Origin of the sequence: Aquabacter albus (genome assembly GCF_040049275.1) — a bacterium.
GTDB lineage: Bacteria > Pseudomonadota > Alphaproteobacteria > Rhizobiales > Xanthobacteraceae > Aquabacter.
This window is the reverse complement of record NZ_JBDZDT010000005.1, coordinates 573,357-591,948: the sequence shown is the minus strand read 5'-3', so window position 1 is coordinate 591,948 and position 18,592 is coordinate 573,357. Positions and strand designations below refer to the sequence as shown.

Below are 18,592 nucleotides of genomic sequence, written 5' to 3'. Positions count from 1 at the left end.
CCGCAGCGCCTTCGCGGGCCTTCAGCAGGAAACGAAGATGACTATTGTCCGCCTCGATAAAGGCCCCCGCATGAGCGAGGCCGTCATTCACGGCAACACCGTGTATCTCGCCGGCCAGGTGGCTGACGGCCCGGACGTGGCGACGCAGACCCGTGGCGTTCTCGCCTCCATCGACGATCTGCTCCAGCGTGCCGGAAGCAGCAAGGCGAACATTCTCTCCGCCACCATCTGGCTCGCGGACATCAATGATTTTGCTGAGATGAACAGCGTGTGGGACGCCTGGGTGGACAAGGAGAATCCCCCGGCGCGCGCCACCAGTGAGGGCAAGCTGGCTGCGCCCAAGTTCAAGGTCGAGATCATCATCGTCGCCGCCAAGGCCGGCTAGAGCGCGCCGAGACCGCCATGCACCAGGACCTCGCGCGGGCGAGCCTCTCTCCCGTCGAGGTTTTGGTATGGTGAGGTCGCTGCGGCGGAAGCTCTCCGCCGATCGGGGCGCTCCTGTTTCCGTACGAAGCGCCCCATCCCCTCTCCGTTCAAATAGTCGATGCTCACCTCTTCCACGGGCGCCGCGCCGTTCTGCTTGAACGTCACCGCGGTGCGGGAGCCGCTCGCTTCGTTCTCGCCGAAGGGGGAGAAAGCGAACACATTCCCGTCCCAGTGGGAAAGGGTCTGGTGCACCTTCGCCGGGCCCACGGTCAGCTCCAGGCGGCCATCCTTCACCGAGATGTCGAGCGGACCGAAATAATCGTTGGCATAAGTGCCGGCATAGGTGGAGAGGGCGGCGGCGGGCTTGGGGTCCTTGGGCGGCGTTTTCCCGGAGAGCTCGCCGCTGGGGGTCATCAGCCCGGCCATGACGGCCCCATAAGCATCAAACCAATCGCGCGAGGATCGTCCGAGTTCGACGCGGTCAAAGAAGTCGGCGCCCACGGCCTCGGCGGCGCCCACGGGCATTGCGTTGGTCAGCACCGCAATGCCGAGACCGAGTGCGGGCAGCATCCGGTAATGGGTGCCCGCGCCGAGGGTGAAGGCGCCGGAATGGCTGAGCATGACCCGCCCCGTGGAGGTGATGCCGACCCCTATTCCGTATCCATAGAAGCCAGGTCGCGTATCTGCCGTGGCTGAATGCGAGGAAATCACCTCCGCCCGCACGGCGGGCAGCAGGGCCGCGGCGGGAATGATCTCGCGGCCCTCGAACGTGCCGTTCTGGAGCACCAGGGTCATCCAGCGGGCGAGGTCGTTGACGGAGGAGCTTGCGCCCCCGGCCGGCGACTGGGCGTCCGGCTCGCGCTGGAACTTCGCCACATAGGCCCCGTCGATCTTCACGTGCGGCGTGGCGCGGTTCGCCTGCTTCATGAAATCCGAAAAGCGGGAGCTGGTGGATGCCATGCCGAGCGGCCGGTAGAGGGCATCCTCGGAAAGCGTCGCCCAATCCTTTCCGGAGGCGACGGCGACGGCTTCCGCGCCCGCCGTCAGACCGAAATTCGTATAGTCATAGGTGTCCCGGAAGCTGCTCAGGGGCAGGAGGCGCAGGCGCTCCAGGATGGCGCGGCGGTCAAAGCCGAAATCCTCCAAATGATCGCCCGCATGGTCCGGCAGGCCCGAGCGATGGCTGAACATGTCGGCCACAGTCACATGGGTCGAGACCCAGGGGTCCTTCAACTGGAACCAGGGCAGGTGCTTGACGAGCGGCGTATCCCATTGCACGGCGCCGGCGCCCACCTGTTGGGCCACCACCGTTCCCGCCAGGGATTTCGACAAGGACGCGAGCTGGAACACCGTATCGGCACCGACGGGCTCGTTTCCGCCCGCCTTCCGGACACCAAAGCCTTTCGCGTAGACCGTCTTTCCGTCCCTGACGACGGCGACCGCCATGCCGGGGATCCCGCTGCGCTTCATGATGGTCGCGGCAATGTCGTCGAGCTCGGCGAGCGCCTTGTCGATCTGCTCGGGCGGAACGGCCATCGCCACGACCTGGGCGGGGGACGTATCGGCAAGGGCGCAGCGAAGCCCCGGAGCCATGCAGAGCCCGATGACCGGCATGGTGAGCACGAGGCGCCTCAAGGCCCAGGGCGTGCGGACAGGTGCGGGCATGGTGGATTGCTCCGGCTGCGGGGGAGGAGGCGACAAGAGATGCGCTTTAGCTTAGCAGCTAAATGACATGCACGCGCAGCGCCGATGGGCAGCCTTGGCAGCAGAGGACACCGGCACTCAGCCGCTCAACACGTTGATGGTGAAGGCGAGAACGCCGAGGTTGAACACGAAGGCGGCGAGGCAATGGAGCGTCACCACGCCGCGGAAATGGGTGCTCGTTATGTTGACGTCGGAGGTCTGGAAGGTCATGCCCAGACAGAAGGCGAAATAGATGAAGTCCCAGTAGTTCGGCTCTTTGGTCTCCGGAAATACGAGGCCGCCGGTGTCGCTCTTTTCCTCGTCCGCCGTGTAGTACATGTGCGCGTAGTGGATGGCGTAAACCGTGTTGGCGAACAGCCACGCGGCGACCAGCGTCACGACGATCACCACGATCATGGCCGAGCTGGCTTCCCCCTTGTCCATCAGCACGTTGGCCACCACCGCAAGGATCACTAGGACGACCAGGACGGTGATTGCCAGCAGCCCTGCGCGGTTCGCATCGTTCCGCGTGGCGGTCTCGCGCATGTCGTTGGGATTGTCGTCGAACAGCGAATGGCAGGATGCGAGGAATACGAGGCTCGCCACGTCGAACCCGATCATCAGCCCCAGCCGCCAGCCCCAAAGCCACACTGCGGCGGCGCTGGCGGGCAAGAGCACGCATGCGAACAGGATGAAGCGCGGCGGTGCGATGACGTTGCCGATGCCGCGCGGCCGGGAAGAAAGAGCGTTCGCTTCCATCTGCTGAACCCCTCGCTCGCAGCGGACGTCCAGCTAAACCCACCGGAGCCGGCTTTTGTTCGCTCGCCCCGGCCCTGGCGTGCGGCGGCGGGGTTTGCTTTGATGGCGGCATTCCGCAGCGAAAGTCCGCTCATGACCGCCCTTCGCGCCCTTGCCGCACTCGTTCTCTGCCTCCTCGCGCCGGCGGCGATGGCGCAGCAGATCCGCGTGCCGGGACAGGACCTTGCCATGGTTGGCCGCGCCGCGGTGATCGACGGCGGCACCATCGAGATCGGCGGCAACAGCATCCGCCTCGCCAATCTGGAGGCGCCGCCGAGCAGCCAGACCTGCACGGAGAAGAACGGCAAGGCCACATGGCGGTGCGGGGATCGCGCCTCGATCTTTCTGAACACGTTCGTGGGGATCGCCACCGTCACCTGCTTCCCCCACGGGATCGACGCCTATACGCGGGAAGTGGCGCACTGCTTCGTGAACGGCCAGGATATCGGCGCCGCCTTGGTGCGGGCCGGCTGGGCGCTGCCGCGATTTTCCGATGAATATGCCGCCGAGGCGGCGCAGGCGAAGGCCGCCGGGGCCGGTCTCTGGGCCTTCGACTTCGTCCCGCCGTGGGAATGGTCGAAGCGCAGGGGTTCGTGAGGCGCGGGCGGGCATCATGGAAGAGGCGTGGGCAAACTTCTTCAGTGCTCAGGTGGGCGCTTCGTCCGCGCTGCTGGGCCTCCTGTTCGTGGGCGTCTCGCTGAACCTGCCGAAGATCCTGGCCTCGCCGGGCCTGCCCAACCGGGCGCTGCTGGCCCTCATCCTTCTGCTGATCGTGTTGATCCTCTCGCTGATCTTCCTGGTCCCGAACCAGGGACTTCGCCTGCTGGCGGTCGAGGTGCTGTTCTTCGCCGTCCTGATGCTCGCCGTCGGCACGGCCATCGAGATCTCGCTGACCAAGGCGGCCAGGGTTCTTCGCAAGGCCTATTTGCTCAATTTCGTCCTGTTTGAGCTCTCCGCGCTTCCCTATCTCGTGGCCGGCGTGCTGCTCGCCATGGGCGATGCTGCCGGCGTCTACTGGCTCGCGGCGGGGATGATCCTCTCCATCGTCAAGGCGGTGACGGAGGCCTGGGTCCTTCTGGTGGAGATCAACAGATAAGCCACTTCAGGGCCGCGTCCCGCAGGCGTCCGGCGGGCATCTTTATGCATTCCTTATGCTGGTTCCCCCAAGGCCATATCGCACCTTTAGAGGGTCGGGACTAACTGCTGAGGCCTCGATGAGAGGTTTCAAACCATGCTCGACATTCTCTACCTGGCCCTTGGCCTTTTCTTCTTCGCGCTGATGGCGCTCTACGCCCGCTGGGCGGCTCAGGCGTGAAGGCGACGCCATGATCGATCTCATCCTCGCGGCGGCCGTCTCGCTGGGCCTTGCGGCCTACCTCCTGGCCGCGCTGCTGCAGCCTGAGCGCTTCTGAGCGCCCCTTCACACAACAACACACCTGGAACCAACTGCCATGACCTCCAACGGCTGGCTTCAAATCGCATTGCTCTTCGTGGTGGTGATCGGCACCGCCGCGCCGCTCGGCGCCTTCATGGCACGGGTCTATGCGGGTGAACGCACCTTCCTCCATCCCATTCTCGGTCCCGTCGAGCGGCTCGTCTACCGTGTCGCCGGGGTCAATCCGACCTCCGAACAGGGATGGGTCGCCTATACGCTCGGCATGCTGGCGTTCAACGCCGCCGGCTTCGTGCTGCTCTATGCGATCCTGCGCCTGCAGGACCTGCTGCCGCTGAACCCCCAGGGCTTTGCCGGCACCACGCCGGACCTCGCCTTCAACACGGCGGTCTCGTTCGTGGCCAACACGAACTGGCAGTCCTATGTGGGCGAAGCCACCATGAGCAACTTCACCCAGATGTTCGGGCTCGCGGTGCAGAACTTCCTCTCCGCCGCCACAGGGCTTGCCCTGGCGGTCGCGCTGGTGCGGGGCTTCGCTCGGTCCAATGCCACGGGCATCGGCAATTTCTGGGTGGATATGACCCGTTCCACCCTCTACGTGCTGCTGCCGCTGGCCTTCGTCACGGCCATCGCGCTCATCGCCCTCGGCATCCCGCAGACCCTGGACGCCTCCGCGACCGCGACCACGCTCGATGGCGCGCAGCAGACCATCTCCCTCGGCCCGGTGGCCTCCCAGATCGCCATCAAGCAGCTCGGCACCAATGGCGGCGGCTTCTTCAACGCCAACGCCGCGCACCCGTTCGAGAATCCGAACGCCCTCGCGAACATGCTCGAGATCTGGCAGATGCTGGTGATCGCGGTGGCCCTCGTCTTCGCCTTCGGCCGGCTCATCGGCTCGAAGCGCCAGGGCTATGCCCTCCTCGGCGTCATGATGATCCTGCTCGTGGCGGGCGTCGCGGCCTGCTACTGGGCCGAGGCCACCGGCACGCCGGTGCTCCAGGCCGCCGGGCTCGATCCGGCCGGCGGCAACATGGAGGGCAAGGAGGTGCGTTTCGGCATCGCTCTGTCCTCCCTGTGGGCGACCGTGACCACGGGCCTGTCCACCGGCGCGGTGAACTCCATGCACGGCTCGTTCACGCCGCTCGGCGGTATGGTGCCGCTCGTCATGATGAAGCTGGGCGAGATCCTGCCCGGCGGCGTCGGCTCCGGCCTCTATGGCATGCTGGTGATGGCGATCATCGCCGTGTTCGTGGCGGGCCTCATGGTGGGCCGCACCCCGGAATATCTCGGCAAGAAGATCGAGGCCAAGGAAGTGAAGATGGCGGTGCTCGCCAGCCTCGTCCTGCCGGTCTCGGTGCTCGGCTTCTCCTCGCTGGCGGCGGTGCTGCCCGGGCCCCTCGCGGGCCTTGGCAATGCCGGCCCCCACGGCCTGACGGAGATCCTCTATGCCTATGCCTCCGGCACCGGCAATAACGGCTCCGCCTTCGCCTCGCTCTCGGCGAACACGCCCTGGTGGAACACCACCATCGGCTTCGCCATGCTGCTGGGGCGCTTCGCCTACATCGTGCCCATGATGGCCATCGCCGGCTCGCTGGCGGCCAAGACGCGGCTCGCGCCTTCGAGCGGGACGTTCCCCACCGACGGCCCGCTGTTCGTCGCCCTCCTGATCGGCGTCATCCTGATCCTGGGCGGCCTTCAATTCTTCCCGGCGCTCGCCCTCGGCCCCATCGCCGAGCAGGTGCAGATGCTCGCCGGCCAGACCTTCTGATCCCTCGGGAGCTTAGTCCCATGTCCCCAAAAACCGTCGCCTCCGTCGCGACACCTGAAATCTTCTCCCGCGCGGCCTTGGACGCCCTGAAGAAGCTCGATCCGCGCCTCCTGGTGAAGAACCCCGTGATCTTCGTCACCGAGGTGGTGGCGGCCCTCGTCACCGTGCTGTTCCTCCGCGATCTCGCGCAGGGGGCACCAGTGGCCTTCACCGGGCAGATCATGGCCTGGCTGTGGTTTACCGTCCTGTTCGCCAATTTCGCGGAAGCGGTGGCGGAAGGGCGGGGCCGCGCCCAGGCGGAGAGCCTGAAGCGCGCCCGCGTCGATGCGGTCGCCAAGCGCCTCGCGGTGCCCGGCGACCTCAACGGCTTTACCCGTGTCTCCGCCCTCGATCTGAAGGTGGGCGATCATGTGCTGGTGGAAGCCGGCGATCTGATCCCCGGTGACGGCGAGATTGTGGAGGGCATTGCCTCCGTGAACGAGGCGGCCATCACGGGTGAATCCGCCCCGGTGATCCGCGAGAGCGGCGGCGATCGCTCGGCGGTCACCGGCGGCACCACTGTTGTCTCCGACCATATCGTGGTGCGCATCACCGCCGCGCCCGGCTCCTCCTTCATCGACCGCATGATCGCCCTCGTCGAAGGCGCCGAGCGGCAGAAGACGCCGAACGAGATCGCCCTCACCATCCTTCTGGTGGGCATGACGCTGATCTTCCTGATCGCCGTCGTGACCCTCTACGGCCTCGGCCTTTATGGAGGCACGGCGCTCGCCATCCCGGTTCTGGTCGCGCTGCTGGTGACGCTCATCCCCACCACCATCGGCGGCCTGCTCTCGGCCATCGGCATCGCCGGCATGGACCGCCTCGTGCGCCACAACGTGCTCGCCATGTCCGGCCGCGCGGTGGAGGCGGCGGGCGACATCGACACGCTGCTTTTGGACAAGACCGGCACCATCACCTTCGGCAACCGCATGGCGACCGAGATCATCCCGGTGCCGGGCGTGTCCGAGCGGGAGGCCGCCGAGGCCGCCATGCTCGCCTCGCTGGCGGACGAGACGGCGGAGGGCCGCTCCATCCTCGCGCTCGTGCGGGAGAAGAACGGGCTCGACGTCACCCGCATGCCTGAGAATGCGAGCTTCATCCCCTTCTCGGCCCAGACCCGGCTTTCGGGCGTGGACCTTGAGGGACGCAAGCTCCGCAAGGGCGCCATCGACGCGGTGCGCCGCTTCGCCTCCGAGACGGCCGGCGGCCGGAAGGTGGCGGAGGCGTCCGAGTTCGCCGCGGCGGTGGAGCGCATCGCCCGGTCCGGTGGTACGCCGCTGGGTCTTGCGGAGAATGGCAAGCTTTTGGGTGTCATCCACCTGAAGGACGTGGTGAAGCCGGATATCAAGGACCGCTTCGCCGAGCTTCGCCGCATGGGCATCCGCACGGTGATGGTGACGGGCGACAACCCCATCACCGCCGCCGCCATCGCCTCCGAGGCGGGCGTCGACGATTTCATCGCCGAGGCCACCCCGCAGGACAAGCTCTCCTACATCCGCAACGAGCAGCGTCAGGGCCGTCTCGTGGCGATGTGCGGTGACGGCACCAACGACGCGCCTGCCTTGGCGCAGGCCGACGTTGGTGTCGCCATGCAGACCGGCACCCAGGCGGCGCGCGAGGCGGGCAACATGGTGGATCTCGACAGCGATCCCACCAAGCTCATCGAGATCGTCGGCATCGGCAAGCAATTGCTGATGACGCGCGGCGCGCTCACCACCTTCTCCATCGCCAACGACGTGGCGAAATACTTCGCCATCATCCCGGCGCTGTTCATCGCCGCCATTCCCGAGCTGGGGGTGCTCAACATCATGGGGCTCTCCACGCCCCAGAGCGCCATCCTCTCGGCGGTGATCTTCAACGCGCTCATCATCATTGCGCTGATCCCGCTCGCTTTGCGCGGCGTCAGCTACACCCCGGCGAGCGCCTCGGCGGTGCTCACCCGCAATCTCATCATCTACGGCTTCGGCGGCGTGGTGGTGCCCTTCATCGGCATCAAGCTCGTCGACATGGTCGTGACCGCACTCGGCCTCGCCTGAAGGAGGAGGCACACATGCTCAACCAATTGCGCCCCGCACTCGTGGCCCTGGTCGCCCTGTCGGCCATCACGGGCCTCGCTTACCCCCTCGCTCTGACCGGCATCGCCCAGGCGGTGATGCCGGGAAAGGCGAACGGCAGCCTCATCGTCCGCGACGGCAAGGTGGTGGGCTCCGCGCTCATCGGCCAGGCGAATGCGGGGGAGGGGTATTTCCATCCTCGCCCGTCCGCCGCCGGCAACGGCTATGATGCGGCCGCCTCCTCGGGCTCCAACCTCGCCCCCACCAGCGCCAAGCTGAAGGACCGCATCGTCGCCGACGTGGCGACCCTTCGGGAGGGCGGGGCTGCCGGCCCGATCCCGGCGGATGCCGTCACCACCTCCGGCAGCGGCCTCGACCCGGACATCTCGCCGGACTTCGCTCTGCTACAGGTGGCCCGCGTCGCCAAGGCGCGGGGCCTGCCCGAGGCGCGGGTGCGGACCCTGGTGGCCCAGCAGACGCAGGACCGGGACCTCGGCGTGTTCGGCGAGCCCCGCGTGAACGTGCTGAAGCTCAATTTGGCGCTCGATGCGCTGAAGTGAGCGGTACTTGTCCGAGGTCGCTGCTAGACTCCCTCTCCCGCTTGCGGGGGAGGGCTGGGGAGGGGGCAGAGGCGACCTCTCCTATTTCCCAGCGTCCTCCGGCCTGCGGCCGGCCCCCTCCCTAACCCTCCCCCGCAAGCGGGAGAGGGGATAGCGTAGCGCCCGGCCGGGATCCTGTCCCCGCTTGGCAACCGCATGTAAAACCGCAAAGGTCGATCAGGAAGGATCGCTCGGACACCCATGAACCTGGAGGACAAACCGCGCGCCTCGCCCGATGCCCTGCTCGCCATGGCGGAGCGGGAGGGCAGGGGGAAGCTGCGCGTCTTCCTCGGCGCGGCGCCCGGCGTCGGCAAGACCTTCGCCATGCTCCAGGCCGCCCGCGCCGCCAAGGCCGGCGGCGGGGACGTGGTGGTGGGCATCGTCGAGACCCACGGGCGCCAGGAGACCGAGGCGGCCATGGAGGGCCTCGAACTCCTGCCGCGCCGCTCCATTCCCTATCGCGGCCATCTGGTGCCGGAATTCGACCTGGAAGGCGCTCTGGCACGGCGTCCCCGCCTGCTGCTGGTGGACGAATACGCTCATTCCAATGTGCCCGGCAGCCGCCATCCCAAGCGCTGGCAGGATGTGCGGGACCTGCTGGACGCAGGCATCGACGTCTGGACCACGCTCAACATCCAGCATCTGGAAAGCCTCAACGAGGTGGTGCAGCGCATCACCGGCGTCCGGGTCCGCGAGACCGTGCCGGACACCGCGCTTCAGGATGCGGACGAAGTGCTCCTCGTGGACCTGCCCCCCGAAGAACTGCTGAAGCGGCTTGGCGAGGGCAAGGTCTATGTGCAGGACACGGCAGCCCGCGCCATCGAGCGCTTCTTCAAGCCGTCCAACCTCACCGCCCTGCGCGAGCTGGCGCTGCGCCGCGTCGCCGCGCGGGTGGACAGCGACCTTGTGGAGCACATGCAGGGCGGCGCCATCGAGGGGCCGTGGGCGGCGGGCGAGCGCATCCTGGTCTGCGTCGGCCCCGACATCTCAGGGGAACGGGTCGTGCGCGAGGCGAAGCGCCTTGCGGATCTGGCCGACGCGCCCTGGTTCGCCGTGACCGTGGAGCGCCCCGGCGCCACCATGGACGCCGCCGGCCGCCAGCGCGTGGACGCGGCGCTGCGCCTCGCGGAGAGCCTGGGCGCCGAGACGCGCTCCCTCGTGGGGTCCGACCTCGTGGACGAACTGCTGCGCATGGCGCGGTTCGAGAATGTCACGCAGATCGTGGTGGCGCAGGCCCGGCCTTCTCGCCTCAAGCGGACTTTCGTCCGCACCCTCGCCGATGCCCTGGTGCGCAAGGCGAGCGGCATCGCGGTCCATGTGGTGACCTTCTCCGCCGAGCCGGGCGAGGGGGCCTCCCCGCGCCGCCTGCCGCCGATCGGGCTGCCGTCCGCATACTTCGCAGCCACCCTGAGCGTCGCCATCGCGACCGTGGTGGGGGAGAAGCTCACCGAGCTCGTGCCGCTGCCCAACGTCTCCATGGTCTATCTGCTGGCGGTGGTGGTGCCGGCCATCATGTACGGCGTCTGGCCGGCCATCTTCTCGTCCGTGCTCTCGGCGCTGGCCTACAATTTCTTCTTCATCGAGCCGATCTACACCTTCACCGTGGCGAAGCCCTACGAGGTGCTGGCGCTCATCGCCTTCCTCGTCATCGCGGTGCTCATGTCGGCGGTGGCCGGGCGGGCGCGGGAGCAGGCCAAGGCGGCGATCCAGCGGGTGCGGGCGTCCCGGCGCCTGTTCGAGTTTACCCGCAAGCTGTCCGCCCTGGCGGACACTCATTCCATCGCCGACGGGGCGGCGTCCGAGGTGCACGCCATCCTCGGCCGCCCGGCCACTGTCCTGGTGGCGCGGGACGGCAACCTCCAGCTCGCCGCCGCGTGGCCGCCGGAAGACCGGCTCGACACCGCATCGCTCAGCGCCGCCCGCTGGGCATTCGAGCGCGGCGAGCCGGCCGGTGCGCGCACCGGCACGCTGCCGAGCGTGCCCTGGCTGTTCCTGCCGCTGCGGGGCCAGCAGGGAAACGTTGGCGTGCTCGGCATCGAGCATCTGGCGAGCCGCCCCGGGCTCGATCCCGAGGAGCGCGTGCTTCTCGACACGCTCGCGGACCAGACCGCCTCGGCCTTGGTGCGCGCGGCGCTGGCGGACGAGATGGCGGGGGTGAAGAGCGCGGCGGAGGCGGAGCGGGTGCGCAACATTCTTCTCGCCTCCATCAGCCATGATTTCCGCACCCCGCTCTCCTCCATCCTGGGGGCGGCCTCCAGCCTCTCCGACTATGGCGACCGCATCGATCCCGAGCAGCGGCGCGATTTGCTGCTCCAGGTGCGCGAGGAGGCGGAGCATCTGGACGGCATGGTGCGCAACCTCCTCGCCATCACCCGCCTTGAGGCCGGCGCCCTGGACCTGCGCCGCGACTGGACTGATCTTTCCGAAGTGGTCCATCAGGTGGTCGCCGCCGCGCGCCGCCGCTGGGGGCGTCCCGACATCTCGGTGGAACAGGAGCCTGATTTGCCCTTGATCGTCGCCGACCCCATCCTGCTGGGCCAGGCCTTGTCGAACGTGGTGGGGAATGCGGTGGTGCATGCGGGGGAGGGGGCGGCGATCAATGTGGCGACCCGGCGCGAGGGCGCGCACATGGTGCTCTCCGTGACCGATACCGGCGTCGGCATCGCGCCCGAGCTGCTGGATCATGTGTTCGAGAAGTTCGTCCGCGCCGCCCGCGAGGGGGCCGATGGCGGGGAGGGGGCGGGGCTCGGCCTCGCCATCGCCAAGGGGATCATCGAGGCCCATGGGGGCACGGTGCGCGCCGAGAGCCCGGTGCCCGGGCAGGGGCGCGGCCTGCGCATTTCCTTCCTGCTGCCCGTCGCGGAGGAGGCGCCATGAGCGACCCCCTGGTCCTGGTGGTGGACGACGAGGCGGCCATCCACCGTTTCCTCGCGCCCGCGCTGTCCGCCGCCGGCTATCGCGTGGCGCGGGCGGATGACGGGACGAGCGGCCTGCGCGAGATCGCCACCCACCCGCCCGAAGTGGTGCTGCTGGATCTGGGCCTGCCTGACATGGACGGCAAGGAGGTGATCCGCCGCCTCAGGGAATGGTCGCGCATCCCCGTCATCGTCCTCTCGGCGCGGGACAGGGAGGCGGAGAAGATCGAGGCGCTGGACCTCGGCGCCGACGACTTCGTCAACAAGCCCTTCTCCGTGGGCGAGCTGATGGCCCGCATCCGGGTGGCCCTGCGCACCGCGTCCGGCGGCACCCACGAGGAGCCGGTGCTGCATGTGGGCAGCGTGGAGATCGACCGCGCCCGCCATCGCGTGACCCGCGACGGGGTGGAGGTGAAGCTGACGCCCAAGGAGTTCGACCTGCTCTCCTTCCTCGCCCGCCATGCGGGGCGCGTGCTCACCCACCGCCAGATCCTCCAGGCGGTGTGGGGGCCGGCCCACGTGCACGACACGCAATATCTGCGCGTCTATGTGGGACAGCTGCGCCAGCGGCTGGAGAGCGACCCCGCCGCCCCGTCCCTCATCCTCACCGAGCCGGGCATCGGCTACCGCATCGGCGAATGAGCCAGCCTCATTGCGGGCGTTATTGGCGGAGACATATGCGCCATGCTTTGCGCTGAATGCCCCCGTTGCCGCCGCCGCTCCATCATCGGCCTGAACAAGGACCGCCTTCCGCTCGACGACGGGTCCGATCCCGCCGCCGTCAAGCTGAGGTGCGATATCTGCGGCAGCAAGAGCGTGCGTGTCCTGCGCTTCCGCTCAGCCATCGAGGCCATGCGGTACGCGAACGGGCGCGGCTGAGGTCCCGCCAGCGCGAGATGCGCTCCCTCTCCCGCTTGCGGGGGAGGGCTGGGGAGGGGGCTCTTCAAGCAGAACCCGCGCCGGAAAACCTGAGAGACAGCCCTTCCCCTCCTTAAACCCTCCCCCGCAAGCGGGAGAGGGAATAAGGTTGAACCACTCAGGAGAGGGTAATCTGGCCTTCAAGCAACCGCAGCGTGTGGGTATTGCATCGCCGTGGAGACTGCCAGCGGCACCGGCATGCCATGGCTCACCAGCGGGAAATCGGCCAGCAGGCCCCCATCCACGCCCAGAGCATAGACCGCAAGCCCGGCAGCATAGGTGCGGTCGGTTTCGGCAATTTCCAAAGCCAGATCAAGATCAAAGCAGACTGTGTCGGGTTCCGGCAGAAGCGCACCGGATGAGGTAAGCAAGTAAGCTTTTACCAAATAAGCATAGGCGGAGGAATCCATGGACATGGCTTCGTTTCCCCACCCAATCATGGCGGCGCTCCCCCCGGAACGACTTTCAAGCGCATGACAGGGTCGCGGGCACCATACGCTTCATAAAGCGGAGCGGCTACTGTCGAATCCCCGTAATGTTTGGTCGGATGTCTCGGTCCGGGGGTGATGCCGTAGATGGATGCCGTTTTCCTGTCCAACCTGGTTCTGCTGGTGTGCGCGGCCCTGGTGGTGGCGGGTACGGTGTCGAGCCTCGTCGCCGCGCGGTTCGGGGCGCCGATCCTCCTGGTCTTCCTCTTGGTCGGCATGGTGGCGGGCGAGGACGGACCGGGCGGCATCCATTTCGCTGATTACTGGCTCACCTACATGGTGGGCTCCGCCGCCTTGGCGGTGATCCTGTTCGACGGCGGGCTGCGCATGCGCCTTTCCAGCATGCGCGGCGCCATCGGGCCGGCGGCGCTGCTTTCGACGGTCGGGGTGGTGGCGACGGCGGGGCTCGTGGCGCTCGCCGCCATCCCGCTGCTCGGCCTCTCTTTGCTCCAGGGCCTTCTGGTGGGCGCCATCGTCGCCTCCACCGATGCGGCGGCCGTGCTGTTCCTGGTGCGCGCGCAGGGCCTCAAGCTCGGTCGCCGGCTCGACGCGGTCATCGAGATCGAATCTGCCACCAATGACCCGGCCGCCGTGTTTCTCGTGGTGCTGCTGGTGGAGCTGATCACCGAGGGCACGGGCGACCTCGGCTGGGCCATCGTCGCCGGCGCCGTCACCGAGATGGCGGTGGGCGCGGTCATGGGCGTGGTCGCCGGCCTTGTGCTCGCCGTCTTCCTCAACCGCGTGGACCTTCCCGGCGGGCTGCAGCCGGTGCTGGTGGTGGCCTTCGCCGTGCTCACCTTCGCCTTCACCTCGCTGCTGCACGGCTCCGGCTTTCTCGCCGTCTATCTGGCGGGCATCGTGCTCGGCAACCGGCCGGTGCGCGGCATCGCAGGCATCACCAGCTTCCACGACACGGTGACATGGCTCTGCCAGATCGTGATGTTCACCATGTTGGGCCTTTTGGTGACGCCGCACCGCCTCATGGTGATGGTGCCGGCCGGGCTCGCCATTGCGGCCTTCCTGATCCTGGTGGCGCGCCCAGCCGTGGTGTTCGCCTGCCTGACCCGATTCGGCTTCTCGGTCCGCGAGAAGATCTTCGTGTCCTGGGCGGGGCTGCGCGGGGCGGTCTCCATCTTCCTCGCCACCATCCCCATGCTCGCCCACGTGGAGATGGCGGACGTTTTCTTCAACATCGCCTTCATCGTGGTGCTGGTGTCGCTGCTGCTGCACGGCACCACGCTGGTATTCGCCGCGCGCCGGCTCGACGTGGCCCTGTCCGAGCCCATGCGCGAGCCGCAGCGCTTCGAGATCGACCTGCCCGGCCAGAGCGAGCACGAACTGGTGGGCTATCCCGTGGCGTTGGACATGCCGCCCATCACCCCCGGCCTGCTGCCGGCCTGGGCCCGGCCCGTCCTGGTGGTGCGGGGCGGCCACATCCTCGACGCCACTGAAGCGGGGACGCTGGTGGCGCGGGACTATGTCTATCTGCTGGTGCCGCCGAAGCGTGTTCCGCAGCTCGACCGGGTGTTCATGACCGCGCCGCAGGTCTGGGCGGATGCCGCCGCCTTTCCCTTCTCCGGCGACGTGCGCATCGGCGATGTGGCCGATCTCTACGGCCTGCCCGCATCCGAGGCCGAACGGCACCTCACCATTGCCGACGTGTTCGCCGACCGCACCGACGACCGTCCCCTTCCCGGCATGCGGTTTCCGCTGGGCCACGCCACCATCGAGGTGCGCGCTGTCGACGCGGGGCGGGTGACGCAGGTGGCCCTGCGCTTCGAGCAGGCCGCTGGGGAAAACGGCGGGGGCAAGGTGGGGCGCTTCATGCGGCGTGCCCGGCGCATCGCTTCCCGGGCCTCAGATCGCATCGACGGGGGGTGAGGCCGCGCCTATCTTCCGTTATCCTTCGGGGCCGGGGCGTTCGGAGGAGCGTATGGTGCGTTTGTTCATGCGGGGCCGTGCTGACGGGCAGGGCGCCCGCACCGCGGCGCGGGATGCCGCCCGCGACCTTGCGGACAAGGTCCGCCATGTGCTCGGCCTGGATGAAGAGGCCACCGTCTCCGTTACCGAGATCGCCTGCGGCGACCCGGCCTGCGGCGGCGCGGAAACCGTGATCCTGGTGATGCGTGCCGGCCGGCGCACCGAGGCGGCGAAGCTGATGAAGCCGCTCTCCACCGTCACCGAGGACGAACTCGTCGCCGCTTTGGAGCCACTTGGGGCGCCGCAGGTGCGTTCCGCCTAGTGGATTGAGGTCGACTGAGAGTCCGTGTCCGTCTGGCGAGACGCGCGATCAAGCAGGAACGTACGTCAGCCTCATCACGCCCTCGCCAACGGGATCGATGGAAACAAAGCGGAGTGGTGGCCGTGGGCCGGCGAAGAATGGCTTGCCGCGACCAAGCACGACGGGGTGAAAATAGAGCCGATACTCATCAATAAGACCAAGGTCGGTCAGACTTTGCGCCAGGTCCGGTCCGGAAACTGTAATCTCCCCGGTAAGCCTGTCCTTCAGGCCACGTATCACCGCCTCGATGTCGTCTTCGATAAGTGTGGCGTTGGGGCCCACCGACTTCAACGAGCGCGACACGACCCATTTCGGCTGGCGCCGCCACGCTGCCGCGAACTCGCGTTGCTCCGCACTCCACTCAGGACGATCTTCGTCCCAATAACGCATGGTCTCGTACATGCGGCGACCGTACACACTGCCCGCCAGGCCGCGCACATGCTCTATCCAGTGACGAAAGAGGGCGGGGCCTGTCGACATTTCCTGGTGGTCGACGTAGCCGTCCAGGGACTGGTTCATTCCAAAGACGAGCTTCGCCATGCTGCAAAATCCTCACCGCAGGGGATTCAGAATAGCTTGAGGCCGCATGAAGTCGCAATTTTACCGCCTGTATGCGACCCGGCGTCCCCATCCGCTTTGCGTGCTTGCCCTTCAGGATTCGCGAACTTCCCCGCACCCTGCAAACCAGTTAAACATCCCCCGCCATGACCCTCGCTGCTGCCTCGCGCCAGAGCGCGCGCACCTTCAATCCGGTGTTCGCCGACCTTCCCACCACCGTGTTCGAAGTGATGTCGGCGCTGGCGCGCGAGCATCAGGCCATCAATCTCGGCCAGGGTTTCCCGGACGATCCCGGCCCCGCCGACGTGCGCGCCAAGGCGGCCGAGGCGGTGGTGGACGGCTGGAACCAGTATCCGCCCATGATGGGCCTTCCCGAGCTGCGCCGGGCGGCGGCGGCGCATTATCGCCACTGGCAAGGCGTGGAGCTCGACCCGGACAGCGAGGTGATGGTCACGTCAGGCGCCACCGAAGCCTTGGCGGGCGCGCTGTTCTCGCTCATCGAGCCGGGCGACGAGGTGGTGCTGTTCCAGCCCCTCTACGATGCCTATCTGCCCCTCGTCCTGCGCGCCGGCGGCGTGCCGCGCCTGATCCGGCTGGAGCCGCCGCATTGGCGCATCACACCCGCGGCGCTGGAGGCGGCATTCTCCCCGCGCACCAAGCTGGTCCTGTTCAACAATCCGCAGAACCCCACCGGCATCGTCCATAGCCGGGAGGAAATGCAGCTCCTCGCGGATGCCTGCATCGCCTTTGATGCGTTTGCCGTGTGCGACGAGGTCTGGGAGCACGTCATTTTCGACGGCCGGCGCCATGTGCCCATGATGTCCCTTCCCGGCATGCGGGAGCGCACGGTGAAGATCGGCTCCGCCGGCAAGATCTTCGGCATGACGGGCTGGAAGGTGGGCCTCGTCTGCGCCGCCCCGCCCCTCATGAAGGTGCTGAGCAAGGCCCACCAATTCCTCACCTTCACCACCCCGCCGAACCTCCAGGCGGCGGTGGCCTATGGGCTCGGCAAGGAAGATGCCTATTTCGAGGGCATGCGGACCGAGCTCCAGCGGGCGCGCGACCGGCTTGCCGACGGGCTGAAGGCGCTGGGCTTCCCGGTGCTGCCCAGCGCGGGCACCTATTTCCTCTCCGTCGATCTTGCCGCCATCGACTCCAAGCTGGACGACGAGGCGTTCTGCCTCGACCTCGTGAAGCGGTATGGCGTGGCCGCAATCCCCGTTTCCGCCTTTTATGCGCAGGACGCCGTGCGCTCCGTTGTGCGCTTCTGCTTCGCCAAACGCGACGCCACCTTGGACGGTGCGCTGGAGCGGTTGGCGGGCGCGTTCAAGGGCTTAGGCTGACGTTGCGGCACGCGGCGGGCTTGGAATTTATATCAAAAGTGACAAGAATGCGGCCGGCCACGAACAATATCGTGATCGCGTATACACTCGTGCGCGTGTAAATTCGAAGCTGGGGGCGTGCCTGCTGTGCGGGGCGGGCCAAAGAGGGGGTCGGAGACCTTATGGCAGCGGGGACACGATCGCGGGGTTTGAGGGTCATCCTCACCCTTTGCATCCTGGCGGCATTCGGCGCCGCGGGCTGGGCTTGGTCTAACGGGATGCTGGGGGGCAAAAATCCCACCGCAGCCAACGCACAGACATCACCCTCACAGAACGGCGTCCCAGTGATGGTGGCGACCGCCGTGCGCAAGGCCATGCCACTGCGCGTGGAGGCGCTGGGTACCGTCGAGCCGCTGGTGACCGTGACGATCCGCACCCGCGTTGCGGGCCGCGTCGATCAGGTGAAGTTCGAGGACGGATCGGCGGTCAAGGAGGGCGACGTCCTGTTCGTCCTCGACGCGCGCGAGATCGACGCCCAGATCCTCAACTCCAAGGCCACCCTTTCCAAGGACAAGACCCAGCTTGAAAAGGCCCTGCGCGACGTGGACCGCTATACCGGCCTGCTGGCGCGCAGCGCGGTCTCCCAGGTGCAGGTGGAGGACGCCAAGACCACGGCGGACATGCAGAAGGCCACCGTCCAGCAGGACGAGGCCAATCTCCAGAACCTCGAGGTGCAGCGCACCTATTATGAGATCAAGGCGCCGGTCACCGGGCGCATGGGCGTCTCGGGCGTGCGGCCCGGCGCGGTGATCCGGGTGGACGACACCCTCGCCACCATCCGCCAGATCAAGCCCATCTACATCGCCTTCGGCGTGCCCGAGCGCTATCTCGCCGAACTGCGCACCAATATGAGCCAGGCCGGCGTCCAGTTCCGCCTCCAGGGCAGCAACGAGCGCGTCAGCGGCGGCAAGGTGGTGGCCCTCGACAACACCATCGACCCGCAGACCGGCACCCTGATGGTGCGGGCCATGTTCGAGAATGCCGACGAGCGGCTCTGGCCCGGCACGCTGGGCGACGTCACCGTGACGCTCCGCATGGAGCCCAACATGGTTGCGGTGCCGGCCGAGGCGATCCAGAGCGGGCAGACCGGCACCTTCGTCTTCGCCGTGGAGAACGGCGCCGCCAAGGTGAAGCAGGTCACCGTCAACCGCACGGTGGACGGCGAGGCGGTGATCACGGCCGGCCTCTCGGGCGGCGAGGTGGTCGTGACCCAGGGCCAGCTTGCCCTGCGCAACGGCGCCAAGGTGGACATCAAGAGTCAAACCGGGACGGCAACCGCCGGGAGCTGAC

18 protein-coding genes are annotated in these 18,592 nt (G+C 67.5%); 14 read left to right on the top strand and 4 right to left on the bottom strand.

Annotation, left to right across the window (positions count from 1 at the left end; genetic code table 11):
• The first annotated feature begins 37 nt into the window (after positions 1-37).
• Positions 38-385 (top strand): RidA family protein, encoded by a 348-nt coding sequence (locus ABLE91_RS15550; RefSeq protein ID WP_348932019.1) that lies wholly within the window; start codon positions 38-40, stop codon positions 383-385.
• On the opposite strand, the gene ABLE91_RS15545 is transcribed toward ABLE91_RS15550, so the two are convergent.
• Both ABLE91_RS15545 and ABLE91_RS15540 read right to left on the bottom strand, forming a co-directional pair.
• A complete protein-coding gene (locus tag ABLE91_RS15545) occupies positions 382-2,091 on the bottom strand; it encodes a serine hydrolase (protein ID WP_348932017.1) in 1,710 nt (569 codons plus the stop codon). The two genes, ABLE91_RS15550 and ABLE91_RS15545, sit on opposite strands and share 4 nt — an antisense overlap.
• A 117-nt stretch (positions 2,092-2,208) precedes the next feature.
• Positions 2,209-2,868, bottom strand: a complete 660-nt coding sequence (locus ABLE91_RS15540; protein WP_348932016.1) for a DUF1345 domain-containing protein — start codon at positions 2,866-2,868, stop codon at positions 2,209-2,211.
• Positions 2,869-3,000: 132 nt separating this feature from the next.
• On the opposite strand from ABLE91_RS15540, the gene ABLE91_RS15535 reads away from it, so the two are divergent.
• The 9 genes from ABLE91_RS15535 (at position 3,001) to ABLE91_RS15495 (ending at position 12,554) form a co-directional block, all read left to right on the top strand.
• Positions 3,001-3,504 (top strand): thermonuclease family protein, encoded by a 504-nt coding sequence (locus ABLE91_RS15535; RefSeq protein ID WP_348932014.1) that lies wholly within the window; start codon positions 3,001-3,003, stop codon positions 3,502-3,504.
• Between the two features lie 16 nt (positions 3,505-3,520).
• Positions 3,521-4,003 (top strand): hypothetical protein, encoded by a 483-nt coding sequence (locus ABLE91_RS15530; RefSeq protein ID WP_348932013.1) that lies wholly within the window; start codon positions 3,521-3,523, stop codon positions 4,001-4,003.
• Between the two features lie 229 nt (positions 4,004-4,232).
• Positions 4,233-4,319: a K(+)-transporting ATPase subunit F gene (gene kdpF, locus ABLE91_RS15525; protein ID WP_348932082.1), complete on the top strand. Its 87-nt coding sequence runs from the start codon at positions 4,233-4,235 to the stop codon at positions 4,317-4,319.
• Between the two features lie 39 nt (positions 4,320-4,358).
• Positions 4,359-6,068 carry a potassium-transporting ATPase subunit KdpA gene (kdpA, locus tag ABLE91_RS15520; RefSeq protein WP_348932012.1) on the top strand — a complete coding sequence of 570 codons (1,710 nt, stop codon included), beginning with the start codon at positions 4,359-4,361 and terminating at the stop codon, positions 6,066-6,068.
• Positions 6,069-6,088: 20 nt separating this feature from the next.
• Positions 6,089-8,143, top strand: coding sequence for a potassium-transporting ATPase subunit KdpB (gene kdpB, locus ABLE91_RS15515; RefSeq protein WP_348932010.1), 2,055 nt, complete (start codon positions 6,089-6,091; stop codon positions 8,141-8,143).
• Positions 8,144-8,157: 14 nt separating this feature from the next.
• Positions 8,158-8,721 carry a potassium-transporting ATPase subunit KdpC gene (gene kdpC, locus ABLE91_RS15510; RefSeq protein ID WP_348932008.1) on the top strand — a complete coding sequence of 188 codons (564 nt, stop codon included), beginning with the start codon at positions 8,158-8,160 and terminating at the stop codon, positions 8,719-8,721.
• Positions 8,722-8,961: 240 nt separating this feature from the next.
• Complete coding sequence (locus ABLE91_RS15505) at positions 8,962-11,637, top strand: DUF4118 domain-containing protein (RefSeq protein ID WP_348932007.1); 2,676 nt, start codon at positions 8,962-8,964, stop codon at positions 11,635-11,637.
• A complete protein-coding gene (locus ABLE91_RS15500; RefSeq protein ID WP_348932006.1) occupies positions 11,634-12,317 on the top strand; it encodes a response regulator in 684 nt (227 codons plus the stop codon). The genes ABLE91_RS15505 and ABLE91_RS15500 overlap by 4 nt, the downstream gene beginning before the upstream one ends.
• Positions 12,318-12,359: 42 nt before the next feature.
• Entirely contained in the window at positions 12,360-12,554 is a 195-nt protein-coding gene (locus ABLE91_RS15495) for a hypothetical protein (RefSeq protein WP_348932005.1), read from the top strand.
• Positions 12,555-12,733: 179 nt separating this feature from the next.
• Here ABLE91_RS15495 and ABLE91_RS15490 read toward each other — a convergent pair whose 3' ends face one another.
• Positions 12,734-13,009 (bottom strand): hypothetical protein, encoded by a 276-nt coding sequence (locus tag ABLE91_RS15490; RefSeq protein WP_348932004.1) that lies wholly within the window; start codon positions 13,007-13,009, stop codon positions 12,734-12,736.
• 159 nt (positions 13,010-13,168) lie between these two features.
• Between ABLE91_RS15490 and ABLE91_RS15485 the strand changes: the two genes are divergently transcribed.
• Both ABLE91_RS15485 and ABLE91_RS15480 read left to right on the top strand, forming a co-directional pair.
• On the top strand, positions 13,169-14,962 hold the full coding sequence (locus tag ABLE91_RS15485) for a potassium/proton antiporter (RefSeq protein WP_348932002.1): 1,794 nt from the start codon (positions 13,169-13,171) through the stop codon (positions 14,960-14,962).
• A 52-nt stretch (positions 14,963-15,014) separates the two neighbouring features.
• Entirely contained in the window at positions 15,015-15,323 is a 309-nt protein-coding gene (locus ABLE91_RS15480; RefSeq protein WP_348932000.1) for a hypothetical protein, read from the top strand.
• Between the two features lie 48 nt (positions 15,324-15,371).
• Here ABLE91_RS15480 and ABLE91_RS15475 read toward each other — a convergent pair whose 3' ends face one another.
• Positions 15,372-15,902, bottom strand: coding sequence for a dihydrofolate reductase family protein (locus tag ABLE91_RS15475; RefSeq protein WP_348931999.1), 531 nt, complete (start codon positions 15,900-15,902; stop codon positions 15,372-15,374).
• A 164-nt stretch (positions 15,903-16,066) separates the two neighbouring features.
• Here ABLE91_RS15475 and ABLE91_RS15470 point away from each other — a divergent pair, with 164 nt between their 5' ends.
• Both ABLE91_RS15470 and ABLE91_RS15465 read left to right on the top strand, forming a co-directional pair.
• The gene (locus tag ABLE91_RS15470) at positions 16,067-17,263 is read left to right on the top strand and encodes an aminotransferase (RefSeq protein WP_348931998.1); all 1,197 of its coding nucleotides are present in this window, start codon (positions 16,067-16,069) and stop codon (positions 17,261-17,263) included.
• Between the two features lie 326 nt (positions 17,264-17,589).
• Positions 17,590-18,591 (top strand): efflux RND transporter periplasmic adaptor subunit, encoded by a 1,002-nt coding sequence (locus ABLE91_RS15465; RefSeq protein WP_348931996.1) that lies wholly within the window; start codon positions 17,590-17,592, stop codon positions 18,589-18,591.
• Position 18,592: the final 1 nt, after the last annotated feature.